The following is a 19,283-nucleotide window of genomic DNA, read 5'->3' as shown; positions in this document are numbered from 1 at the left end:
ATAACGCAAGCCTTTCCCGTGCTATCCCTCCTAGAATCGGGGTCAGGTATTCCAACCAACTCCTTGGAGGACAGCATGAGCCCGACCCTCGATAGTGTGCGTGAACTGGATCGCCGTGACCCCTTGGCGGACTTCAAGGCCCGTTTCGCGCTGCCCGAAGGCGTGATCTATCTGGACGGCAACTCCCTGGGGGCCCAGCCAGTAGACGCCCGGGAGGCCCTGGCCGCTACCCGTGATCAGTGGCGCGATGAACTGATCAAGGGCTGGAACCAGGGCTGGTTCGACGCCCCGGAGCGCCTGGGCGATCTCCTGGCGCCGTTGATCGGGGCCGCAGCCGGCGAGGTCATCGTCAACGACAATATTTCGATCAATATCTTCAAGCTGCTGGGCTATATCACCGAGTCCCAGGGGCGCTCTCGGCCGGTGATCCTCAGCGAGGGCGGCAACTTTCCCACCGATGGTTATATCGCCCAGGGCCTGTGCCGTCTCGCCGGTTTCGAACATCGGGTGCTGCCCGAGGGCGCCGAGCTCGCCGACTACCTGGACGAGCGGGTCGCCGCCGTGGTGTTGAGCCAGGTCAACTACCGCACCGGGCGTCAGCGCGATATGGCCGCCATCACCGCCCAGGTGCATGAGCGAGGCGCCGAGGTCGTCTGGGATCTGGCCCACTCCGCCGGGGCCCTGCCGGTGGACCTGAATGGCAGCGGGGCCCGCTATGCGGTGGGCTGCACCTACAAGTACCTCAACGGCGGCCCCGGGGCGCCGGCCTTTATCTATGTGCACAAGGATCACCAGGAGGGGGGCTGGCAGCCACTCTCCGGCTGGCATGGTCATGCCGCGCCTTTCGCCTTCGACGGCGACTATGCCCCGGCCCCCGGGGTGACCCGCTTCCGCTCGGGCACGCACTCGGCACTGATCTACGCGCCCCTGGAGGCCTCCTTGCGGCTCTGGCAAGAGGTCGATATGGCCGCCCTGCGGGAGAAGAGCCTGGCCTTGGGGGAGCTGTTCCGCGATTGCCTGGCCGACCTGCTCGAGGCCGAGGGCATCGAGGACATCACCCCGGCTCAGGCCGAGCGTGGCAGCCAGGTGGCCTTTATCCATCGCGAGCATGGCTATGCCATCGTCCAGGCACTGATCGCCCGAGGCGTGATCGGCGACTACCGGGAGCCCGGGCTGATGCGCTTCGGCTTCACGCCCCTCTACCTCAGCTACGAAGACGTCTGGCAGGCGGCCCGGCACTTCCGTGAGGTGGTGGAAAGCCGTGAATACCTCGAGGCGCGCTTCCAGGTACGTTCGGAGGTCACCTGAGATGGACCGGCGAGCGGAGCTGATCACTCGGGAGCGGGCCTATTCGCCGAGCCGCTGGGCGCGGGATTTCGAAGCCAGCCTATCGCGTCAGGCCGAGCTCGGTGTTCGGCTTCGCGAACGGCATGCCCCGCAGCGCATACGCTACGGAACCGGGCCGCTGGAGGGGATCAACCTCTTCGTTCCCGAGGGGCAGGGGCCCTGGCCGCTGATGGCCTTCCTGCATGGTGGCTACTGGCAGGAGCTGGATGCCGCGGCCACCGACTTCCTGGCCGCGCCCTGGCTGGCGCGGGGGTGGGCGTTCGCTTCCCTGGATTATCCCCTGGCGCCGGAGGCCGGTATCGAGGCCATGGTGGCGGCCTGTCGCCAGGCCATCGCGACCCTGCGCCGTGAGGCGGGCGCCCTGGGCCTGGATGGCCGCTTCCATCTGGGCGGCCATAGCGCCGGGGCTCAACTGGCGCTGATGAGCTGCCTGGGGCAGGGGCGCCTGACGGATATCGCGGGCCTCTGGCTGATCAGCGGCATCTATGACCTGCGTCCCTTGGTGGGCACCTATATCGATGCCCCCCTGGGGCTGGACGACGGGCGGGCCGAACGCCTTAGCCCCCTATGCCAGGAGCTGCGGGGCCTGCCGCCAGTGACCCTGGCGCACGGTGAACTCGACCCGCCCGCCTTCCGCGCCCAGGGTGAGGCGCTATATGAGCGCGCCCGGGCGGCCGGGGTGGCGGCGGAACTCTGCCCGCTACCTGGTTGCGACCACTTCGACATTCTCGAGCGGCTCGAGGCGCAATCCTGCCGAGCCGATTCTTAAACCCGATGGATAATTCCAATGACAATATCGCAAACCAACAATGCCGCAGGCACCACATCTGCCACCGAGGCGCCCGCCGGGCGCGCGCAATTTTCCAGCCGCTTCGGCTTCCTGATGGCCGCCGCCGGCGCCGCGGTGGGGCTCGGCAATGTGTGGAGCTTTCCCTCCATGGCCGCCAACAATGGCGGCGGCGCCTTCCTGCTGGTCTATGTGGTGATGGCCTTTATCCTCGCCTATCCGGCACTGATGGCGGAGCTGACCCTGGGGCGCTATGCCCAGAGCGGCGTGATCAATGCCATGGGATTGCTGGGGGGCAAGGGCGCGCCGCGCCGCGCCGGCCAGCTGATTGGCTTTGGCGCCATCTGCGCCGCCACTCTCGGCTTGACCTTCTATGCCATCGTCACGGGATGGCTGATTAGCCATGCCCTGGAGCCCATGGCGCAGGCGCTGGGATTGAGCTCGGTCGAGGCCTGGTTAACCGAGGGCGGCATGGGACGCGACTGGTGGCTGGCATTGGCGACCATGGGCGTGACGATCTCGGTGGTACTGCTGGGGGTCAATCGTGGCATCGAGCGCTGGACCAAGCGGCTGATGCCTCTACTGATCGCCACCATGCTGGTGTTGATCGTGATTACCCTCACCTTCGACGGGGCGATGGAGGGGCTGGGCGTGTATCTGCTGCCTGACTTCTCGCGGGTCAATGCCCAACTGATGCTCGATGCCATGGGGCAGGCCTTCTTCTCCCTGTCCATCGGTATCGGTGCCATGGTGGTCTATGGCTCTTACCTGAGTCGCCAGGCGAACCTGCCCAGAGTCGGCGCCCAGGTGATGTGCATCGATATGGGCGTGGCCTTTATCGCCGGCCTCTTGATCATTCCGGCGCTCTATGTGGCCCAGGGCGTGGGGGTCGAGGTGATGAATGAGCAAGGGGAGCTGACCAGCTCCGCCACCTTGCTGTTCGATGTGATGCCGGCGATGTTTGCCCGGTTGGGTGTCATGGGCGCCGTGATGGAAGTGCTCTTCTTCGGCCTATTGGCGATTGCCGCACTGACCTCCATGTTTCCCGCCCTGGAGGTGCCGGTCTCGACCCTGGAGGAAACCGGTAGCCTGTCGCGTCGCTCATCGGCGGTGCTGATCGGTGCCGTGGCCTTCGCCGGCTCGACGCTGATTCTGTTCAATTTCGATCGGCTCTTCGGTCTGGTCATCGATGTGACCATCAACAGCATGCCGGTGATCGGGGCCCTGGTATGCCTCTATGTGGGCTGGTTGCTGTCGCGCAACGCCAAGCTCCAGGAGTTGCGTCAGGGGGCCCCGGAGATCGAGCGTACCCTGTTCTGGAAACTGTGGCCCTGGTATATCCGCCTGGTCTGTCCGCTGCTGATCCTGGTGGTGATGCTGCGCGGCTAGGCGGGCGCCTGGTGCAGCCAGCGTGATCGACGCGGGGGCCGGGGCGGTCACTCCGAGGGAGGCTCGATGAACGCCTCACGGTGGAAGGCCACCGCGGCCGCGACCTCGTCGAGGCCACGTTGGCCGGGCTCCGGCGGCTCGTCGCCGGCCAGCACCTGCAGTACCGCCCTGACGCCACGTGACAGCGAGATCAGGTTGTAGCCGCCTTCCAGCACGAAGACCAGGCGACCCTGGCAGTGCCGGTGAGCCAGGGCCTTGAGGATGCCGGTCATGGCGGCGAAGCCGTCATAGGAGACCTCCAGGGCCAGGTCATGGCAGTGCGGATCGAAACCGCTCGAGACCAGGATTAGGTCGGGTCGGAACCAGTCCGCCGCGGGGACCAGGATCTCGCGAAAGGCCTTGAGGTAGGCGGCGTCACCGGCGCCGACGGGGAGGGGCACATTGACGTTGGTGCCATCCCCTAGGCCCGTGCCGATCTCCTCGAGGCTCCCGGAGCCGGGATAGAAGGGGGCGGCGCGGTGCAGGTCGAAGAACAGCACGTCCGGGTCGGTCCAGAAGATATCCTGGGTGCCGTTGCCGTGATGGGCATCCCAGTCGACGATCATCACCCGTTGGCAGCCCAGTACCAGGCGAGCATGTGCGGCGGCCACCGCCACATTGTTGAACAGGCAGAAGCCGCGGGCGCGCACCGGTTCGGCGTGGTGGCCGGGCGGCCTGACCAGGGCGAAGCTGCTCGCGGCGCGCCCCGCGACGACGGCCTCGGTGGCGGCGATCGCCGTGCCCGCGGCCACCTCGGCGGCGTCGACGCTACCGGGGGAGACGGCGGTGGTGTCCACGTCCAGCCAGGCACTCTGGCCGCGCAGCGCGAAGATACGCTCCAGATAGGAGCTGGTATGCACACGTCCCAGCTCTTCCCGGTTGGCCGCCCTGCCGGCCTCGAAGCTCACGCCGGGCACCGGCTCGAGTTCCAGCAGGTGCCGGATGGCGGTGAGCCTGGCCGGGTGTTCCGGATACTTCCAGGGCACGCCGAGTCCCGACAGCAGCGAGCGGATACGCTTGTCCATGCGCCCCGGCAGGAACGGCACCTCGATATCCGGTTCATGGGCCAGCATTCGCTCGTCATAGAAGACGATCACACGGTTGTCGTCGGCCACGATGCAGGCTCCCCGGGTGGGCGGCGAATTGGATGATGCAGGCTAGTGCCTGGCTACAGCATAGACGGCGCCGGGTCGCCGGGGCGGGTGTGCCAATGGCAAGATGCCCGGGCCAGGGCCCGGGCGTCTGCGTGGTGGCGGGTGAGTCGTGTCCTCAGCACTCGCCGAGCTTATCCACATCGAAGCGGTCGGCATTCATCACCTTGGTCCAGGCCGCCACGAAGTCTTCGATGAACTTCTCCTGGTTGTCGTCCTGGGCATAGACCTCGGCGTAGGCGCGCAGGATGGAGTGGGAGCCGAACACCAGGTCGATGCGGGTGGCGGTCCACTTCACCTGGTCGCTCTGGCGGTCGCGAATCTCATAGAGGTTATCGCCCGTCGGCACCCAGCGGTAAGCCATGTCGGTCAGGTTGACGAAGAAGTCGTTGGTCAACAGGCCCTCCCGGTCGGTGAAGACGCCATGCTTGGTGCCGCCGTGGTTGGTGCCCAGCATGCGCATGCCGCCGATCAGCACGGTCATCTCCGGCGCCGTCAGGCCCATCAGTTGGGCGCGGTCGAGCAGCATCTCCTCCGGCTTGACCACGTAGTCCTGCTTCTGCCAGTTGCGGAAGCCATCGGCCAGCGGCTCCAGGGGCGCGAAGGAGTCGGCGTCGGTCATCTCGTCGCTGGCGTCGCCGCGGCCGGGCAAGAAGGGCACCAGGATCGCGTAGCCCGCGTCCCTGGCGGCGCGCTCGATGCCCACGCCGCCGCCCAGCACGATCAGGTCCGCGATGCTTGCGCCGGTCTCGGCACTGAGGCCCTCGTAGACCTTCAGCACCTTGGCCAGGCGGGTCGGCTCGTTGCCCTCCCAGTCCTTCTGCGGGGCCAGGCGGATGCGTGCGCCATTGGCGCCGCCGCGCATGTCGGAGCCGCGGAAGGTGCGGGCGCTGTCCCAGGCGGTGCTGACCAGCTCGGCGACGGAGAGGCCGCTCGCGGCGATCTTCTGCTTGACCGCTTCCACGGAGTAGTCGGTGCTGCCAGCGGGCACCGGATCCTGCCAGATCAGGTCCTCATCGGGCACCTCCGGGCCGATATACCGGGCCTTGGGGCCCATGTCGCGGTGGGTCAGCTTGAACCAGGCCCGGGCGAAGGCGTCCTGGAAGCGCGCCGGGTCCTTGCGGAACGCCTCGAGGATGGCCCGATAGGTCGGGTCCATCTTCATGCCCATGTCGGCGTCGGTCATGATCGGGTTGTAGCGGATCGAGGGATCCTCCACATCGACCGGCTTGTCCTCCTCCTTGATATCGACCGGCTCCCACTGGTTGGCGCCGGCCGGGCTCTTCTTCAGTTCCCACTCGTGGTCGAGCAGCATATCGAAGTAGCCCATGTCGAACTTGGTGGGATGAGTGGTCCAGGCGCCCTCGATGCCCGAGGTCAGGGCGTAGCGGCCCACCCCGCCCTGGTTGGGGTTCTTCCAGCCCAGCCCCTGCTCTTCGACGGGGGCGGCCTCGGGCTCCGGGCCGATGGCATCGGCATCGCCGTTGCCGTGGCACTTGCCCACGGTATGGCCCCCGACGGTCAGCGCCGCGGTCTCCTCGTCGTCCATCGCCATGCGGGCGAAGGTCTCGCGCACCTGGGCGGCGGTCTTCAGGGGATCGGACTGGCCGTTGACGCCCTCCGGATTGACATAGATCAGGCCCATCTGCACCGCGGCCAGCGGGTTCTCCATGGTGTCCGGCTTGTCGACGCTGGCGTAGCGTTCGTCGGAGGGGGCCAGCCACTCCTTCTCGGCGCCCCAGTAGACGTCCTTCTCGGGATGCCAGATATCCTCGCGGCCGAAGGAGAAGCCGAAGGTCTTCAGGCCCATGGACTCGTAGGCCACGTTGCCGGCGAGGATGATCAGGTCGGCCCAACTGATCTGGTTGCCGTACTTCTTCTTGATCGGCCACAGCAGGCGCCGCGCCTTGTCCAGGCTGGCGTTGTCGGGCCAGCTGTTGAGGGGAGCGAAGCGCTGATTGCCGGTGCCGCCGCCGCCACGGCCGTCGGCGATCCGGTAGGAACCCGCCGCGTGCCAGGCCAGGCGAATCATCAAGCCGCCGTAGTGCCCCCAGTCCGCCGGCCACCAGGCCTGGCTATCGGTCATCAGGGCGTGCATGTCCTGCTTCAGGGCGTCGAAGTCGAGCTTTCGGACCTCCTGTCGATAGTCGAAGTCCTCGCCCATGGGGTCGGTCTTGCGATCATGCTGGTGGAGGATGTCCAGGTTCAGGGATTCCGGCCACCAGTCCGTGTTGGAATGGCCGCTGGTGGTCTGGCCACCGTGCATGACCGGGCACTTGCCCGCGTTCTGCTGATCACCCATGTCGCTCTCCAAGCTAGCTTCGTTATTGGCCGTGTCATCTGGTTATAGACGATGACACTCCGGCGTGACAGTCAGCGGTCTCGACCCGCTGTCGGAAACGGTGTGATGAGCCGTCTCTTCATTTCCTGTATTTACCCTAGTCCCGTCTAGTCCATTAGCACAAAGTGACATTATCGACCTTGTCGATAGTCAATCTTTATTGGTTGGGGAGGTGTTACCAGACTCGATAACGGTTGGCCCAGAGTTGATAATCAGACATTACTAATTCTTTAGATAAAGTGTAATTTCTTGTATCGCAACATGGCTGAGCCCTGTCCAACGGGGCATGTCGGATAATGGCTGTATGACGGGGGCGGAGGTCACTTGTTAAAGCGTTTCTCAACCGGCGTCTCCCAGTGGCGCCTACGGACCCTGCAGGGGAGACTGCTGGTCGGCCTGGTGGTGACCTGGCTGGTGATCATCGGCCTGTTGCTGGGGGTGGCCTGGGGCATCGGTCAAACGATGGTGGGCAGTACCCATCTGACTCAGTTGGGGTATCAGGCGGAAATGCTCAGCCGCGGCCTGCAGGAGCGGCTGGAGCAGCGCTTCAATGCCTTGACCTATTTCGCCGAACGGCTCGGCGAGGAGGAGGGGGCGCTGTTGCTGGCCGAGACGCCCAGCCTGCTGGCCCACTTCGAGGGCGTCGTGGTGACCGATGCCGGCGGCCGGGTGATCGCCGACCTGCCGGAGGTCCCGGGGCGTGTCGGCCTCGAGACGGCCTCTCGCGAGTACTTCCAGTTGATGCGTCACTCCCCCTGGCCCCATGTCAGCCGCCCCTTCCTCGGCCGCGCCAGCGAACAGCCACTGGTCATGCTCCTGGTGCCTCGCTTCACCGCCGATGGCGAGTTCAATGGCATGGTGGGTGGGCTGCTGAATCTGGCCCATGGGCGATTCTTTCGCAGCCTGGCCTCGCTCGCCTTCCAGCATCAGGGGCATGTGGCGATCGTTACCGCCGATGGCAGTCGGGTCTTCGTTCCGGGCCCCTTGGAGGCGTATGTCGAGCGACTGCAGCGGCAAACCCCGCGGGATTATCGGCTAGCGCTGGATGGCTGGGAGGGGGAGACCCGCCATGGGCTCGGCGACGAGAGCGTGCTGGTGGCCTATCGACAGGTCCGCGTGGCCGACTGGGTGGTCGCCATGGTGATGCCGCGTCGCGCCGTGCTGGCCCCGCTGGAGGCCTTCCTGGAGCAGCTATGGTGGACCTGGCTGGTGGCCGTCGTGCTGATGCTGGTCGTCACCCGCTGGTGGGTCGGGCGCCAGCTGACTCCGCTACACCGCCTGGAGGGGCAGATCGCCGAGATCACCGTCGGCGACCGCCAGCAACTGGCGCTCTCCACCGACCTGCGCGAGCTGACCCAGGTCTCCGATGCCTTCAACCTCCTGGAGCAGGAGCGCTGTGAGGCGCTCGGTCGCCTGCACGACCGCGAGGCCTTCCTGAATGCCGTCCTCGGCTCGACGCCCACCGGCGTCTTTATCGCCGACCTCGATGGCGAGCTCGTCTACCTCAACCCCGCCTTGAGACGCCTGGTCGGGCTCGACTCGCCCGCCGCGGCCAATGCGCTGTGGCAGCGCATCCATCCGGAGGACCTGGAGGATACCCGTGACCTATGGCGCCACGCCTTGCGCCAGGGCAGCGACTTCCTGCGTCAGCTACGCCTGCTGGATGGCCAGGGCGAGGAGCTGTGGGGCGAGGTGCATGCCAGCCTGGTGCGGGAGGGCGACCAGGCGCTGGGGCTGGTGGGGACCGTCAAGGACATTACCGAGCGCCGCCAACAGGAGGCCCTGCAGCGCTGGGAGGCCGAGCATGATCCCCTCACCGGGCTGCTCAACCGGCGCGGTTTCGAGCGGCGCCTGGAAGAGGCCTTCGCCGATTTCACCAAGACCGGCACGCCCTCCGCGGTGATCCTCTTCGACCTGGACCACTTCAAGCCGATCAACGACGAGGGCGGGCATGCCCTGGGCGACGAACTGTTGCGGCGGGTGGCTCAGGTGGTGGCCTGGGAGGTGCGGCGCAGCGATCACCTGGCCCGCCAGGGCGGCGATGAGTTCGGCCTGCTGCTGCCCAGCTGTACCCTCAAGCAGGCACACACCATCGCCGAATCGGTCCGCGAGGTGATCGCGCAGGTCAGCGTGACGACGACCGACAAGGAGTATTTCGTCACGGCCAGCATCGGCCTCACTGCTTTCCGGGATGGCGACGCCTCGGTCGAGGCGAGCCTGGCGCGTGCCGACGCCGCCAGCTACGCCGCCAAGGGGCAGGGGCGCAATGCCGTGGTGATCGACGCCGGGGAGGCGAGCCCAGGCATCGGCGAGGAGGCGATCGATGCCCTGTTCGAGTGATGGCTTCGTCTTTGATGCGGCTTACGGGAGCGCCTCGGGGATGATCAGGCCGGCCGATTCGCCCATCAGGAAGCCGCGGTTGAGTACCAGGGCCTCGCGCAGGTAGTCCCAGAGCAGCCGTACCCGGGCCAGCTGGCGCTGCTCCTGGCGGGCGGTGATCCAGAATTGACGATCCACCATCACCTCCTCGCCGAGTACCGGGGCCAGGGTCGGCGCCGGTTCCGCCATGAAGCAGGGCAGCACGGCGAGCCCGGCGCCGTGCAGGCAGGCCGTGTACTGGGTGGTGACGCTGGTGCTGCGGATCGCCATCTGCGGTGGCTGGCCGACCCTGGCCGGGTCGAGCAAGGGCTCCAGGTAGCTGAGCTGGTCGCTGAAGATCAGGTCGTCCACATAGCCGATCAGCCGATGGCGGCCCAGTTCGCCGAGGCGCTCGGGGCGGCCGCGGCGGGCCAGGTAGTCGCGGCTGGCATAGAGGCGCAGGCGGTAGTCGCAGAGCCGCGAGACCACCAGGCCGGGACTCGCCGGGCGCTCGATCGTGATCGCCAGGTCCGCCTCGTGACGGCTCAGGTTGACCACCCGCGGTAGGGCGAGGAGGTCGAGGGTCAGCCCCGGGTGGCGGTCGCCGAAGGCGGCCAGCAGGGGCGCGACCACCCAGGTGCCGAACCCCTCGGTGACGCCCAGGCGTATCTGGCCGCTGAGGCGGCGATTCTGATCGCTGAGCCCTTCCACCGCCTCCAGGGCATGGCGGCTCATCTCCTCGGCATGGGCCAGCAGCCGTTGCCCCGCCTCGGTGAGGCGGTAGCCATGGGTACTGCGCTCGAAGAGCTGGGTGTTGAGCTTCTCCTCGAAGCGCCGGGTGCGCCGCGACAGGGTGGAGTGATCCAGGCCCAGGCGCCGCGCCGCCTCGGTGAGGCGTTGGCAGCGCGCCACCTCCAGGAAGAGTTGTATGTCCTGCCAGTCCAGCATGCGCCCCTCGCAGCGTTGTTGTGCACCAGTGCACAAGCAATGTGCGGTCTTGGTCGTTGTCTGTCAATTCTCCCCCTGCCTACACTGGAATCATGCCTGAACGCCATATCGGCCTTGCCGATATGCACACCAGTAGCGCTTCGGATAATAACCCCAACCCTCGGGTCCAAGGCTGTGACGCCGCCCGTCAAGGAGTCGCCATCATGTCCATCCGCGAGATTCCCCTCTATATCGACGGCCAGGCCGTGCCCTCCCAGAGCCAGGAGTGGCGCGACGTGCTCAATCCCGCGACCCAGGAGGTGGTGGCCCGGGTGCCCTTCTGCACCGCCGAGGAGGTGGATCGGGCGGTGACCAGCGCCAAGGCCGCCTTCAAGACGTGGCGCAAGGTGCCCCTGGCCAAGCGTCAGCGCATCATGCTCCGGTTCCAGGCGCTGATCCGCGAACATACCGCCGAGCTCGCCGCCCTGATCACCGAGGAGCACGGCAAGACCCTGCCGGACGCCGAGGGCGAGGTGGGCCGCGGCCTCGAGGTGGTGGAGCACGCCTGCTCGATTCCCTCCCTGCAATTGGGTGAGTTGGCCGAGAATGCCGCCAGCGAGGTGGACGTCTACACCCTCAACCAGCCACTGGGGGTCGGTGCCGGCATCACCGCCTTCAACTTCCCGATCATGCTGCCCTGCTTCATGTTTCCGCTGGCCATCGCCACCGGTAACACCTTCGTGCTCAAGCCCTCCGAGCAGGATCCCAGCTCGACCATGCGCCTGGTGGAGTTGGCCCACGAGGCGGGGCTCCCCGCCGGGGTGCTCAACGTGGTGCATGGCGGCCCCGAGGTAGCCAACCAGATCTGCGATCATCCGGACATCAAGGCGCTCTCCTTTATCGGCTCCACCCAGGTGGGCACCCATATTTATCGTCGCGCCGGCGAGGCGGGCAAGCGGGTACAGTCGATGATGGGCGCCAAGAATCACTGCGTGATCATGCCCGACGCCAACCGCAGCCAGGCCATCAACAACCTGCTGGGCTCCGCCTTCGGCGCCGCCGGCCAGCGCTGCATGGCCAACTCGGTGGTGGTGCTGGTGGGCGAGGCCCAGGCCTGGCTGGAGGACATCGTCGAGGGTGCCCGCAAGATGAAGGTGGGCCCCGGCACCCAGCGCGACGCCGACCTGGGGCCGCTGGTCTCGCCCGCCGCCCGGGACCGGGTGGTGAGCCTGATCGATGCCGGCGAGCAGGAGGGCGCCAAGTTGCTGCTGGATGGCCGCGGCTGTCGGGTGGAGGGCTATGCCAAGGGCAACTTCGTGGGCCCCACCGTCTTCGCCGGGGTGAGCGCCGAGATGACCATCTATCGGGAGGAGATCTTCGGCCCGGTGCTCTGCGTGGTGAGCGTCGACACCCTGGATGAGGCCATCGACTTCATCAATGCCAATCCCAACGGCAACGGCACCTCGATCTTCACCAACTCCGGCTGGGTGGCGCGGCGCTTCGAGACCGAGATCGACGTCGGTCAGGTGGGCATCAATGTACCGATCCCGGTGCCGGTGGCCTACTTCAGCTTCACCGGCTCCCGGGCCTCCAAGCTCGGCGATCTGGGCCCCAATGGCAAGCAGGCCATCGCCTTCTGGACCCAGACCAAGACGGTCACCGCCCGCTGGTACGAGCCGGAGAACGTCTCCAGCGGCATCAATAGCACCATCTCGCTGAGCTGACCTCCGGTGATCGGCACGCCAAGGGCCCCGCCTCCTCGAGACGGGGCCCTTGGCGTCGCGGCCATGGGAGGCTAGACAACAACATTACGTTTACGTTAACTGTAAGTTGGCGAATCATCACAACCCAAGGAGCCTCACGCCATGACCGCATCCCTCAGCCGTTTTCCCATACCCGAGTCGCTGGATGAGCTGCCCACGGATATCCGCGATGCCATCCTGGCGGTGCAGGAGAAGGCCGGCTTCGTCCCCAATGTGTTCCTGATGCTGGCCCACCGACCGGCGGAGTTTCGCGCCTTCTTCGCCTACCACGATGCGCTGATGGAGCGGGAATCCGACACCCTGACCCAGGCGGAGAAGGAGATGATCGTGGTGGCGCTGAGTGGCCGCAATCGCTGCCTCTACTGCGTGGTGGCCCATGGCGCCCTACTGCGGATCTACGGCAAGGCGCCGCTGCTGGCCGATCAGGTGGCCATCAATCACCGCGTCGCGGAGATCGGCGAGCGCCAGCGGGTGATGCTGGATTTCGCCCTGCACAGCGGCCTGGGGGTGGGGGAACTCGACGACGACTGGGCGGCGCGGCTCGAGGCGGCGGGTTTCACCCGGGACGATTGCTGGGATATCGGCGCCATCGCCGCCTTTTTCGGCCTTTCCAACCGCCTGGTGACCCTGGCCGGCACCCCACCCAATCCCGAGTTCTACCTGATGGGGCGGGTACCGCGGGAGGGGTGAGGCGATCTCACTCCCCCAGCATGATCTCCACGAAGGCGGCCAGGGGCGCCAGGGCGCCGGCATGCACCAGCAGGACGACCCGACTCTCGTCGTCGCCTTCGAGGCCGGTCACCACGGCGAACTCGCACTCTTCCAGATGGAACTCGTGGATCTCCCGGGGGCCCTCCGGAGTCTCGCAGCGTGCCACCCGATAGCGCTCGTCCTCGCCGTAGGTGAGGCGATGATAGACCTTGAAGAAGGTATAGAGACTGAGGCCCCGCTCGAAGCTCGGCCAGTGGGCCGGGTTGGCGCGGGTCTCGGCATCGATCTCCTGGCCCCGGGCCTCGGCGGTGGCGATGGCCGCCATCAGTGGCTCGGCCAGCAAGGTACCGGCCTCCCCGGGGAGTGGCCGCTGCTCGTCGATGGCGGCCTGATAATGGGCTACCACGGGAAGCAGGTCGCCGCGCCGGGTCAGGGGGTGATCGCTGTGGGCCAGATGCTGGGGGTCGGCCTCGCCATTGGCCCAGCCATGCAGGACCCGCAGGGTCAGGCGGCCCTCCCGGCCGGGTTGGTCGAGCAGGGCACGGAGGGCGACGCGCAGATGCAGGCGGCGCTCGACGACGTCGTTGTCGAAGGCGCTATAGGGGTCGGTAAAGAGGGCGTGGAGCCGCCCCGGCGCGTGTTCTTTGGCTTCGTGATAAGGCATCGGGGATCTCGAAAAATAATCGGGCCGGCATAGGGGCGATAGGTGCCTTATCGGCAGATTCTGTTATGACTTTATGCCCGTGTCTTGATGCTTTAGTAGCAGGCCTGATGGGGGATATGGCTTTACAGCCGTGGCCGGGGACGACACCATAGGCCGCCGCGAGCCATCGCGAGACAATCCAATCATTCACTGTCGCCAGGGGTGTCCCGCGGGACTGAGAGGGCCGAGTGCCGACCCTGGAACCTGATCCGGTTCATGCCGGCGGAGGAAGTGCGACATGCCCTACCTGACGTCTGCCGTGCTCGGCGCGGCGCTGCTGTGTTTTGCCTTGCTGGGCCTCAGGGCCCGCCGGGCCGATGGTCCCCTCGATGATTACGTGACCGCCCGCAACTCCCAGGGCGCCCAGGCCATCGGCCTGTCCTTCCTGGCCTCGAGCATGGGCGCCTGGATCCTCTTCGCGCCGCCGGAGATCGGCGCCTTCGCGGGGCCGGTGGCCCTGGTCGGCTATGCCATCGGCTCCTCCCTGCCGTTTATCGTGCTGGGGTTCTATGGTCCGGCGATTCGCCGCCACCTGCCGGAGGGGCGCAGCATCGGCGAGTTCGCCGAGACCTGCTATGGCGTCGGGGTACGGCGCTGGGTCGCTTTCGTCTCGGTGGCCTACATGGCGATCTTCCTGGCCGCCGAGCTGACCGCCATCGGCGCCATCGCCGCGCTGCTGTCCGAGGTGCCGCCGGCGCTGGTGATCCTCGGCGTGGCGCTGGCCACTCTGGTCTATACCACCCTGGGCGGGCTGCGGGCCAGCCTCGCCACCGACCGCTGGCAGGCCTGGCTGCTGCTGGCCCTGCTGGTGCTGGTCGGCGGCGTGGCCTGGTGGGGGCTGCCCCCCATGCCGGTCGAGGCGGTGATACCCTCGATTCCCACCGGCAGCGCCCTCTCGGTGGCGCTGACCCTGGTGATCGCGGTCACCGCGGCCAACCTCTTCCACCAGGGCTACTGGCAGCGCGTATGGGCCGCCGAAGACGACCGCGCCCTGGGGCGTGGGGCCCTGCTGGGCGGCATCAGCAGCCTGCTGGTGGTGATGGCCATCGGTGGCCTGGGGATGCTGGCGGCGATGCATGCCCTGCCGCTCGGCGAGCCGCCGATTCCCTTCTTCGCCCTGCTGAGTAAGGCGCCGACCTGGCTGGGGTTGCCGGCCCTGGTGCTGGCGGTGACCCTGGTGGCCTCTAGCGTGGATACCCTGCAGAACGCCATCGCCTCCATGGCGGTAGCCAGCAGCGGCCGGCGGGGGCTCTCGGTACGCGGCGCGCGGTGGGTCACGGTGGCGCTGATGGTGCCGGTGGCCTGGGTCGCCCTGCAGGGCTTCTCGGTGCTGCGCCTGTTCCTGATCGCCGACCTGCTGTGTGCGGCCATCCTGCTGCCGGTGCTGCTGGGGCTGTGGCGGCGCATGTCGCCGCTGGCGGCGGTGGCCGGCGGCGTGGCGGGCCTGCTCGGCGCGGTGCTGCCGGGCTGGATCTCCCTGGGCAGCCTTGGCGCCGGGGTGCTGGCGGCCACCTTCCCGGATAGCATCCCGACGCTTCCGCCCTTCCTGGGTGCGCTTAGCGCCTCCACCCTGGTCAGCCTGCTGGTCGCCTGGCGGCGTCCGGGGGCGCGATTTCACCTGACGAGCGAAGGAGAGGCCCGATGACCACACGCGCCGACTGGAATGCCTGGGCCGCCGGCCGCGAAACGCCGCGCCTGACCGACTGGCTGCGCGAGATCAGCGAGCCCGACTGGTCGGCGACGGTGACGCATCCGCTGTTCGACGCCCTGGCCGAGGGGCGCCTCCCCGGCGCCGACTTCGCCGCCTATATGCTCCAGGACTACGGCTTCGTCGACCCCTTCACCGCGCTGATCGGTCATGCCATCGGCCGGGCGCCGAGCATGGACGACCGGGTGGTGCTGGGCCAGTTCATGGGTATGCTGACCAGCGACGAGAACCGCACTTTCCAGCGCACCTTCGAGGCCTTCGAGGTACCGGCCGCCCGGCGCGAGGCGCCGGATTACCTGCCCGAGACCCTGGCCTTCCGGGCGCTGCTGCGCGATACCGGCGATCGCGGCGACTATGCCGAGCTCCTGGCGGTGCTGGTGGTCACCGAGTGGGTCTATCTCGAGTGGGCGCTGCGGGTGACGCGGGCCGAAGGCCTGCATCCGCTGATGGGGGAGTGGATCGACCTGCACGACAACCCCGCCTTCCAGGACTTCGTCGCCTGGCTGCGCCGCCGCCTGGACGAGGAGGCGGAAGGGCTCGATGACGTCGCCTTCACCCGTATGGCCGAGCGCTTCCGCGACACCGTGGCGAAAGAGCGCGCCTTCCACGATGCGGTGATGCCGCGCTGAGGCGGTTGCCAGCCGGGCGGTGAAGGGCCACCCTCTGAGGGTCATGCCATCGTCAGAGGAGGCCCGCCATGTCCGATACCCCCAAGGATCCCCGCCGCCGCCACTCCGCCCCGGTGGTGGATGGCCCCGGCAAGGCGGCCAGCCGCGCCATGCTGCGCGCGGTGGGCTTCGGCGACGATGACTTCGCCAAGCCCCAGGTGGGCATCGCCTCCACCTGGAGCATGGTCACCCCCTGCAACAGCCATATCAACGAGCTCGCCGAGCATGCCCGGGACGGCGCCGACGCCGCCGGCGGCAAGGCGGTGATCTTCAACACCATCACCATCTCCGACGGCATCGCCAACGGCACCGAGGGCATGAAGTACTCGCTGGTGTCGCGGGAGGTGATCGCCGACTCCATCGAGACGGTGGCCGGTTGCGAGGGCTTCGACGGCCTGGTGGCCATCGGCGGCTGCGACAAGAACATGCCCGGCTGCCTGATGGGGCTGGCGCGCCTCGACCGTCCCAGCGTCTTCGTATACGGCGGCACCATCCTGCCCGGCAAGGGCCATACCGATATCGTCTCGGTGTTCGAGGCCATGGGCGCCCATAGCCGTGGCGATATCGACCGGATCGCGCTCAAGCAGATCGAGGAGACGGCGATTCCCGGCCCCGGCTCCTGCGGCGGCATGTACACCGCCAACACCATGGCCTCGGCCATCGAGGCGCTGGGCATGAGCCTGCCGGGAAGCTCCGCCCAGAACGCCGTGTCCCGGGACAAGCGCGCCGACTGCGAGGCGGCGGGGGCCGCGGTGCTGACGCTGCTCGAACGCGATCTCAAGCCTTCGGACATCATGACCCGGGAGGCCTTCGAAAACGCCATCAGCGTGGTGATCGCCCTGGGCGGCTCCACCAATGCGGTGCTGCACCTGATCGGCATGGCCCGCACCCTCGGGGTCGAGCTCTCGCTGGCGGACTTTACCCGCATCGGCAAGCGCGTGCCGGTGGTGGCCGACCTGCGCCCCAGCGGCCACTACATGATGAGCGAGCTGGTGGCCATCGGTGGCATCCAGCCGCTGATGAAGACCCTGCTCGACGCCGGCCTGCTGCATGGCGACTGCCTGACGGTGACCGGCAAGACCCTGGCCGAGAACCTGGCGAGCGTCGCCCCCTATCCCGACGACCAGAAGATCATCGCGACGCTCGACCGCCCCCTCAAGGCGGAGAGCCACCTGCGCATCCTCTACGGCAACCTGGCCCCCGAGGGGGCGGTGGCCAAGATCACCGGCAAGGAGGGCACGCGCTTCTCCGGCACCGCCCGGGTGTTCGGCTCCGAGGAGGAGGCCCAGGCGCGCATCAACGATGGCACCGTGACCGCCGGCGAGGTGGTGGTGATCCGCAACGAGGGGCCCCGGGGCGGGCCGGGCATGCGCGAGATGCTGACTCCCACCTCGGCGATCATGGGGCGCGGCCTGGGCAGCGAGGTGGCGCTGATCACCGACGGGCGCTTCTCCGGCGGCAGCCACGGCTTCGTGGTGGGCCATGTGACCCCTGAGGCCTTCGACGGCGGGCCCCTGGCGCTGGTGGAGGACGGCGATGTCATCACCATCGATGCCGAGGCCGATACCCTCGACGTCGACCTCTCCGAGGCGGAGCTCGCGCGCCGTCGCGGCGCCTGGCGGCAGCCGGCGCCGCGCTATACCCGTGGGGTGCTGGCCAAGTATGCGCGGCTGGTCAGCTCGGCGAGTACCGGCGCGGTGACCGATATACCGGACTAGAACCCAAGCGCCAAGGCTATCGTCGTTTAGCGGCTCTGGCGATTGAGGGTATCGGGGAGAGGGGCGCAGTATCGCCTGCGGCGAGTCGCTTAGCAGCTCTGGCGATTGAGGGTATCGGGGAGAGGGGTGCAGTATCGCCTGCGGCGAGTCGCTTAGCAGCTCTGGCGATTGATGGTATGGCGCAGCCGCAGGTGAGCGCGCAGGCGGCGGGCGAGGATATCCACACCGATATTGAGGGCGGCGGTGATCAGGATCAGCACCAGGGCCCGGTCGAAGCGGATCTCCTGGATGGCGCTGTCCACGTAGAAGCCCAGGGTGGCGATGCCGAGAATGCCGAGGATGGCGGTCTCGCGCATGATGATCTCCCAGCGGTAGAAGAGCAGCGCCATAAAGGGCCCATAGACCCTGGGGGCCACCTCGTAGGCGTAGCGCTCGAGGCCCCGGGGGGCGTCGGGGCGCAGCACGATCTGGTTGCTGCGTCGCCCTACCAGGTGGGCGATGATGCCGCCGTTGTGCAGGGCCAGGGCCACCACCGCCGGTAGCATGGAGGGGCCCCATAGCTGCAGCAGGATAAAGGCCAGCAGATACTCCGGGGTCGAGCGTAGCACCACCAGCAGGCCATGGCCCAGGCCGGCGCCGAGGCGGCCGGTGAGGTGCCGCCCGGTAAAGTGGTGAGAGATCAGCGGGAAGAGCGCCATGGCCAGTACCCCGGTGAGCACCAGGGCGATCTGACTCAGCAGCAGGGTATTCCAGATACCGGGCAGGGCCTGATGGAGCAGCAGGTCGCCGAGCCAGGGGCCGAGCCCCGCCAGGCCTTCGCCGTTTCTCAGCGGTGCCGGCACGATGTCCTGGGTAAAGAAGCGCGCCACATTGCTCCACAGGATCGGCAGGCCGGTGCCCAGGCAGAAGGGCGCCGCCAGCAGGTAGAAGGGTAGCAGTTTCGGCCGCACCCAGAGGCGCAGGCTGGCGATCAGGGCATAAAAGAGCAGCAGCAGGGCACCCACCACGGCGTAGTGGCCCTGGGCGAAGTGGCTGGCCAGGTGGAAGCCCAGGGTGGGCATGCCCACGAAGCCCAGCACGGCGCTGGAGCGCAGGCCGCACTCCAGGCGATAGGCGGTGTAACTGACCAGGTGTGGCCAGGCCTGGCTGATGCGCGTATAGAGCAGCGCCGAGAGCCGGCCGGTGCGCTGGGGCAGGGTGCGCGCCGGGGCCGGGTCGGTCTCGTCGAGGATCTCCGCGTAGACCTTGGCGAAGATGCCCGCATAGGGGATGGCGATGGCCAGCACCCCGGTCAGCGGGTGCAGGCCGAAGCACTGCAGGAAGATCAGCGCCCAGAACAGCTCATGGATGGCGCGGACGAAGGCGCAGCCGGTGCGCACCCAGAGGCGGTGGAAGCAGAGCGCCAGCAGCAGGCCGGCGCTGGCGCCGACGCCGACGCCGACGAAGGCGAAGGCGACGGTACGCAGCAGCGCCTCGCCGAGGGCATCCACGGCGCCGAAGTCGGGACGCACCAGGCCCAGGGCCAGGCGTCCCAGCTCCTGCCAGGGGTCGTGGGCGCTGATCTCGAAGTCCCCCAGCCACAGGCAGAGCGCCGCCAGTGCCACCAGGGCCAGGCTGACCCGGCGGGTGGCGCCGAAGGGCATGCGGTCGGTCGAGGGAGGCGGTGTCGTCAT

At 67.6% G+C, this 19,283-nt stretch carries 14 protein-coding genes and 1 riboswitch; of the genes, 9 read left to right on the top strand and 5 right to left on the bottom strand.

Annotation, left to right across the window (positions count from 1 at the left end):
- Positions 1-75: 75 nt before the first annotated feature.
- The 3 genes from kynU to HPA02_RS00265 are packed head-to-tail and all read left to right on the top strand — an operon-like array spanning position 76 to position 3,523.
- Positions 76-1,308, top strand: coding sequence for a kynureninase (gene kynU / locus HPA02_RS00275; protein ID WP_146800688.1), 1,233 nt, complete (start codon positions 76-78; stop codon positions 1,306-1,308).
- Position 1,309: 1 nt separating this feature from the next.
- On the top strand, positions 1,310-2,116 hold the full coding sequence (locus HPA02_RS00270; protein WP_146800686.1) for an alpha/beta hydrolase: 807 nt from the start codon (positions 1,310-1,312) through the stop codon (positions 2,114-2,116).
- Positions 2,117-2,134: 18 nt separating this feature from the next.
- On the top strand, positions 2,135-3,523 hold the full coding sequence (locus HPA02_RS00265; RefSeq protein ID WP_146800684.1) for a sodium-dependent transporter: 1,389 nt from the start codon (positions 2,135-2,137) through the stop codon (positions 3,521-3,523).
- A 47-nt stretch (positions 3,524-3,570) separates the two neighbouring features.
- Here the strand turns inward: HPA02_RS00265 and HPA02_RS00260 are convergent, their stop codons facing one another.
- Positions 3,571-4,677, bottom strand: a complete 1,107-nt coding sequence (locus HPA02_RS00260; protein WP_244945826.1) for a histone deacetylase family protein — start codon at positions 4,675-4,677, stop codon at positions 3,571-3,573.
- 154 nt (positions 4,678-4,831) lie between these two features.
- Positions 4,832-7,015, bottom strand: coding sequence for a catalase/peroxidase HPI (gene katG, locus HPA02_RS00255; protein WP_146800682.1), 2,184 nt, complete (start codon positions 7,013-7,015; stop codon positions 4,832-4,834).
- Between the two features lie 363 nt (positions 7,016-7,378).
- On the opposite strand from katG, the gene HPA02_RS00250 reads away from it, so the two are divergent.
- Complete coding sequence (locus HPA02_RS00250; RefSeq protein WP_307725122.1) at positions 7,379-9,394, top strand: sensor domain-containing diguanylate cyclase; 2,016 nt, start codon at positions 7,379-7,381, stop codon at positions 9,392-9,394.
- A gap of 21 nt (positions 9,395-9,415) precedes the next feature.
- Here the strand turns inward: HPA02_RS00250 and HPA02_RS00245 are convergent, their stop codons facing one another.
- Positions 9,416-10,360: a LysR family transcriptional regulator gene (locus tag HPA02_RS00245; protein ID WP_146800680.1), complete on the bottom strand. Its 945-nt coding sequence runs from the start codon at positions 10,358-10,360 to the stop codon at positions 9,416-9,418.
- 203 nt (positions 10,361-10,563) lie between these two features.
- Here HPA02_RS00245 and HPA02_RS00240 point away from each other — a divergent pair, with 203 nt between their 5' ends.
- Together HPA02_RS00240 and HPA02_RS00235 are read left to right on the top strand one after the other, a co-directional pair.
- Complete coding sequence (locus HPA02_RS00240) at positions 10,564-12,063, top strand: CoA-acylating methylmalonate-semialdehyde dehydrogenase (protein ID WP_146800678.1); 1,500 nt, start codon at positions 10,564-10,566, stop codon at positions 12,061-12,063.
- Positions 12,064-12,204: 141 nt separating this feature from the next.
- Positions 12,205-12,792: a peroxidase-related enzyme gene (locus tag HPA02_RS00235; RefSeq protein ID WP_146800676.1), complete on the top strand. Its 588-nt coding sequence runs from the start codon at positions 12,205-12,207 to the stop codon at positions 12,790-12,792.
- A 7-nt stretch (positions 12,793-12,799) separates the two neighbouring features.
- Here HPA02_RS00235 and HPA02_RS00230 read toward each other — a convergent pair whose 3' ends face one another.
- A complete protein-coding gene (locus HPA02_RS00230) occupies positions 12,800-13,477 on the bottom strand; it encodes a hypothetical protein (RefSeq protein WP_146800674.1) in 678 nt (225 codons plus the stop codon).
- Between the two features lie 187 nt (positions 13,478-13,664).
- Positions 13,665-13,765: riboswitch (TPP riboswitch) on the top strand.
- Between HPA02_RS00230 and HPA02_RS00225 the strand changes: the two genes are divergently transcribed.
- From HPA02_RS00225 to ilvD, 3 genes are all read left to right on the top strand, one after another.
- Complete coding sequence (locus HPA02_RS00225; protein WP_146800672.1) at positions 13,755-15,161, top strand: sodium:solute symporter family transporter; 1,407 nt, start codon at positions 13,755-13,757, stop codon at positions 15,159-15,161. It overlaps the preceding riboswitch by 11 nt.
- Complete coding sequence (locus HPA02_RS00220; RefSeq protein ID WP_146800670.1) at positions 15,158-15,853, top strand: TenA family protein; 696 nt, start codon at positions 15,158-15,160, stop codon at positions 15,851-15,853. The genes HPA02_RS00225 and HPA02_RS00220 overlap by 4 nt, the downstream gene beginning before the upstream one ends.
- A gap of 68 nt (positions 15,854-15,921) precedes the next feature.
- Positions 15,922-17,610 (top strand): dihydroxy-acid dehydratase, encoded by a 1,689-nt coding sequence (ilvD, locus tag HPA02_RS00215; protein WP_146800668.1) that lies wholly within the window; start codon positions 15,922-15,924, stop codon positions 17,608-17,610.
- A gap of 152 nt (positions 17,611-17,762) precedes the next feature.
- Here ilvD and HPA02_RS00210 read toward each other — a convergent pair whose 3' ends face one another.
- Positions 17,763-19,283 carry a PhnE/PtxC family ABC transporter permease gene (locus HPA02_RS00210; RefSeq protein WP_232340956.1) on the bottom strand — a complete coding sequence of 507 codons (1,521 nt, stop codon included), beginning with the start codon at positions 19,281-19,283 and terminating at the stop codon, positions 17,763-17,765.

The organism is Bisbaumannia pacifica (assembly GCF_007989625.1).
Taxonomy (GTDB): Bacteria; Pseudomonadota; Gammaproteobacteria; order Pseudomonadales; family Halomonadaceae; genus Bisbaumannia; species Bisbaumannia pacifica.
This window is presented reverse-complemented; position numbering and strand designations above follow the sequence as displayed.

What these genes read in the sequence shown, in the direction of transcription:
- kynU (WP_146800688.1), top strand. Translation starts at nt 76, where the DNA reads ATGAGCCCGACCCTCGATAGTGTGCGTGAACTGGATCGCCGTGACCCC.
- HPA02_RS00270 (WP_146800686.1), top strand. Translation starts at nt 1,310, where the DNA reads ATGGACCGGCGAGCGGAGCTGATCACTCGGGAGCGGGCCTATTCGCCG.
- HPA02_RS00265 (WP_146800684.1), top strand. Translation starts at nt 2,135, where the DNA reads ATGACAATATCGCAAACCAACAATGCCGCAGGCACCACATCTGCCACC.
- katG (WP_146800682.1), bottom strand. Translation starts at nt 7,015, where the DNA reads ATGGGTGATCAGCAGAACGCGGGCAAGTGCCCGGTCATGCACGGTGGC.
- HPA02_RS00245 (WP_146800680.1), bottom strand. Translation starts at nt 10,360, where the DNA reads ATGCTGGACTGGCAGGACATACAACTCTTCCTGGAGGTGGCGCGCTGC.
- HPA02_RS00240 (WP_146800678.1), top strand. Translation starts at nt 10,564, where the DNA reads ATGTCCATCCGCGAGATTCCCCTCTATATCGACGGCCAGGCCGTGCCC.
- HPA02_RS00235 (WP_146800676.1), top strand. Translation starts at nt 12,205, where the DNA reads ATGACCGCATCCCTCAGCCGTTTTCCCATACCCGAGTCGCTGGATGAG.
- HPA02_RS00230 (WP_146800674.1), bottom strand. Translation starts at nt 13,477, where the DNA reads ATGCCTTATCACGAAGCCAAAGAACACGCGCCGGGGCGGCTCCACGCC.
- HPA02_RS00225 (WP_146800672.1), top strand. Translation starts at nt 13,755, where the DNA reads ATGCCCTACCTGACGTCTGCCGTGCTCGGCGCGGCGCTGCTGTGTTTT.
- HPA02_RS00220 (WP_146800670.1), top strand. Translation starts at nt 15,158, where the DNA reads ATGACCACACGCGCCGACTGGAATGCCTGGGCCGCCGGCCGCGAAACG.
- ilvD (WP_146800668.1), top strand. Translation starts at nt 15,922, where the DNA reads ATGTCCGATACCCCCAAGGATCCCCGCCGCCGCCACTCCGCCCCGGTG.
- HPA02_RS00210 (WP_232340956.1), bottom strand. Translation starts at nt 19,283, where the DNA reads ATGACGACACCGCCTCCCTCGACCGACCGCATGCCCTTCGGCGCCACC.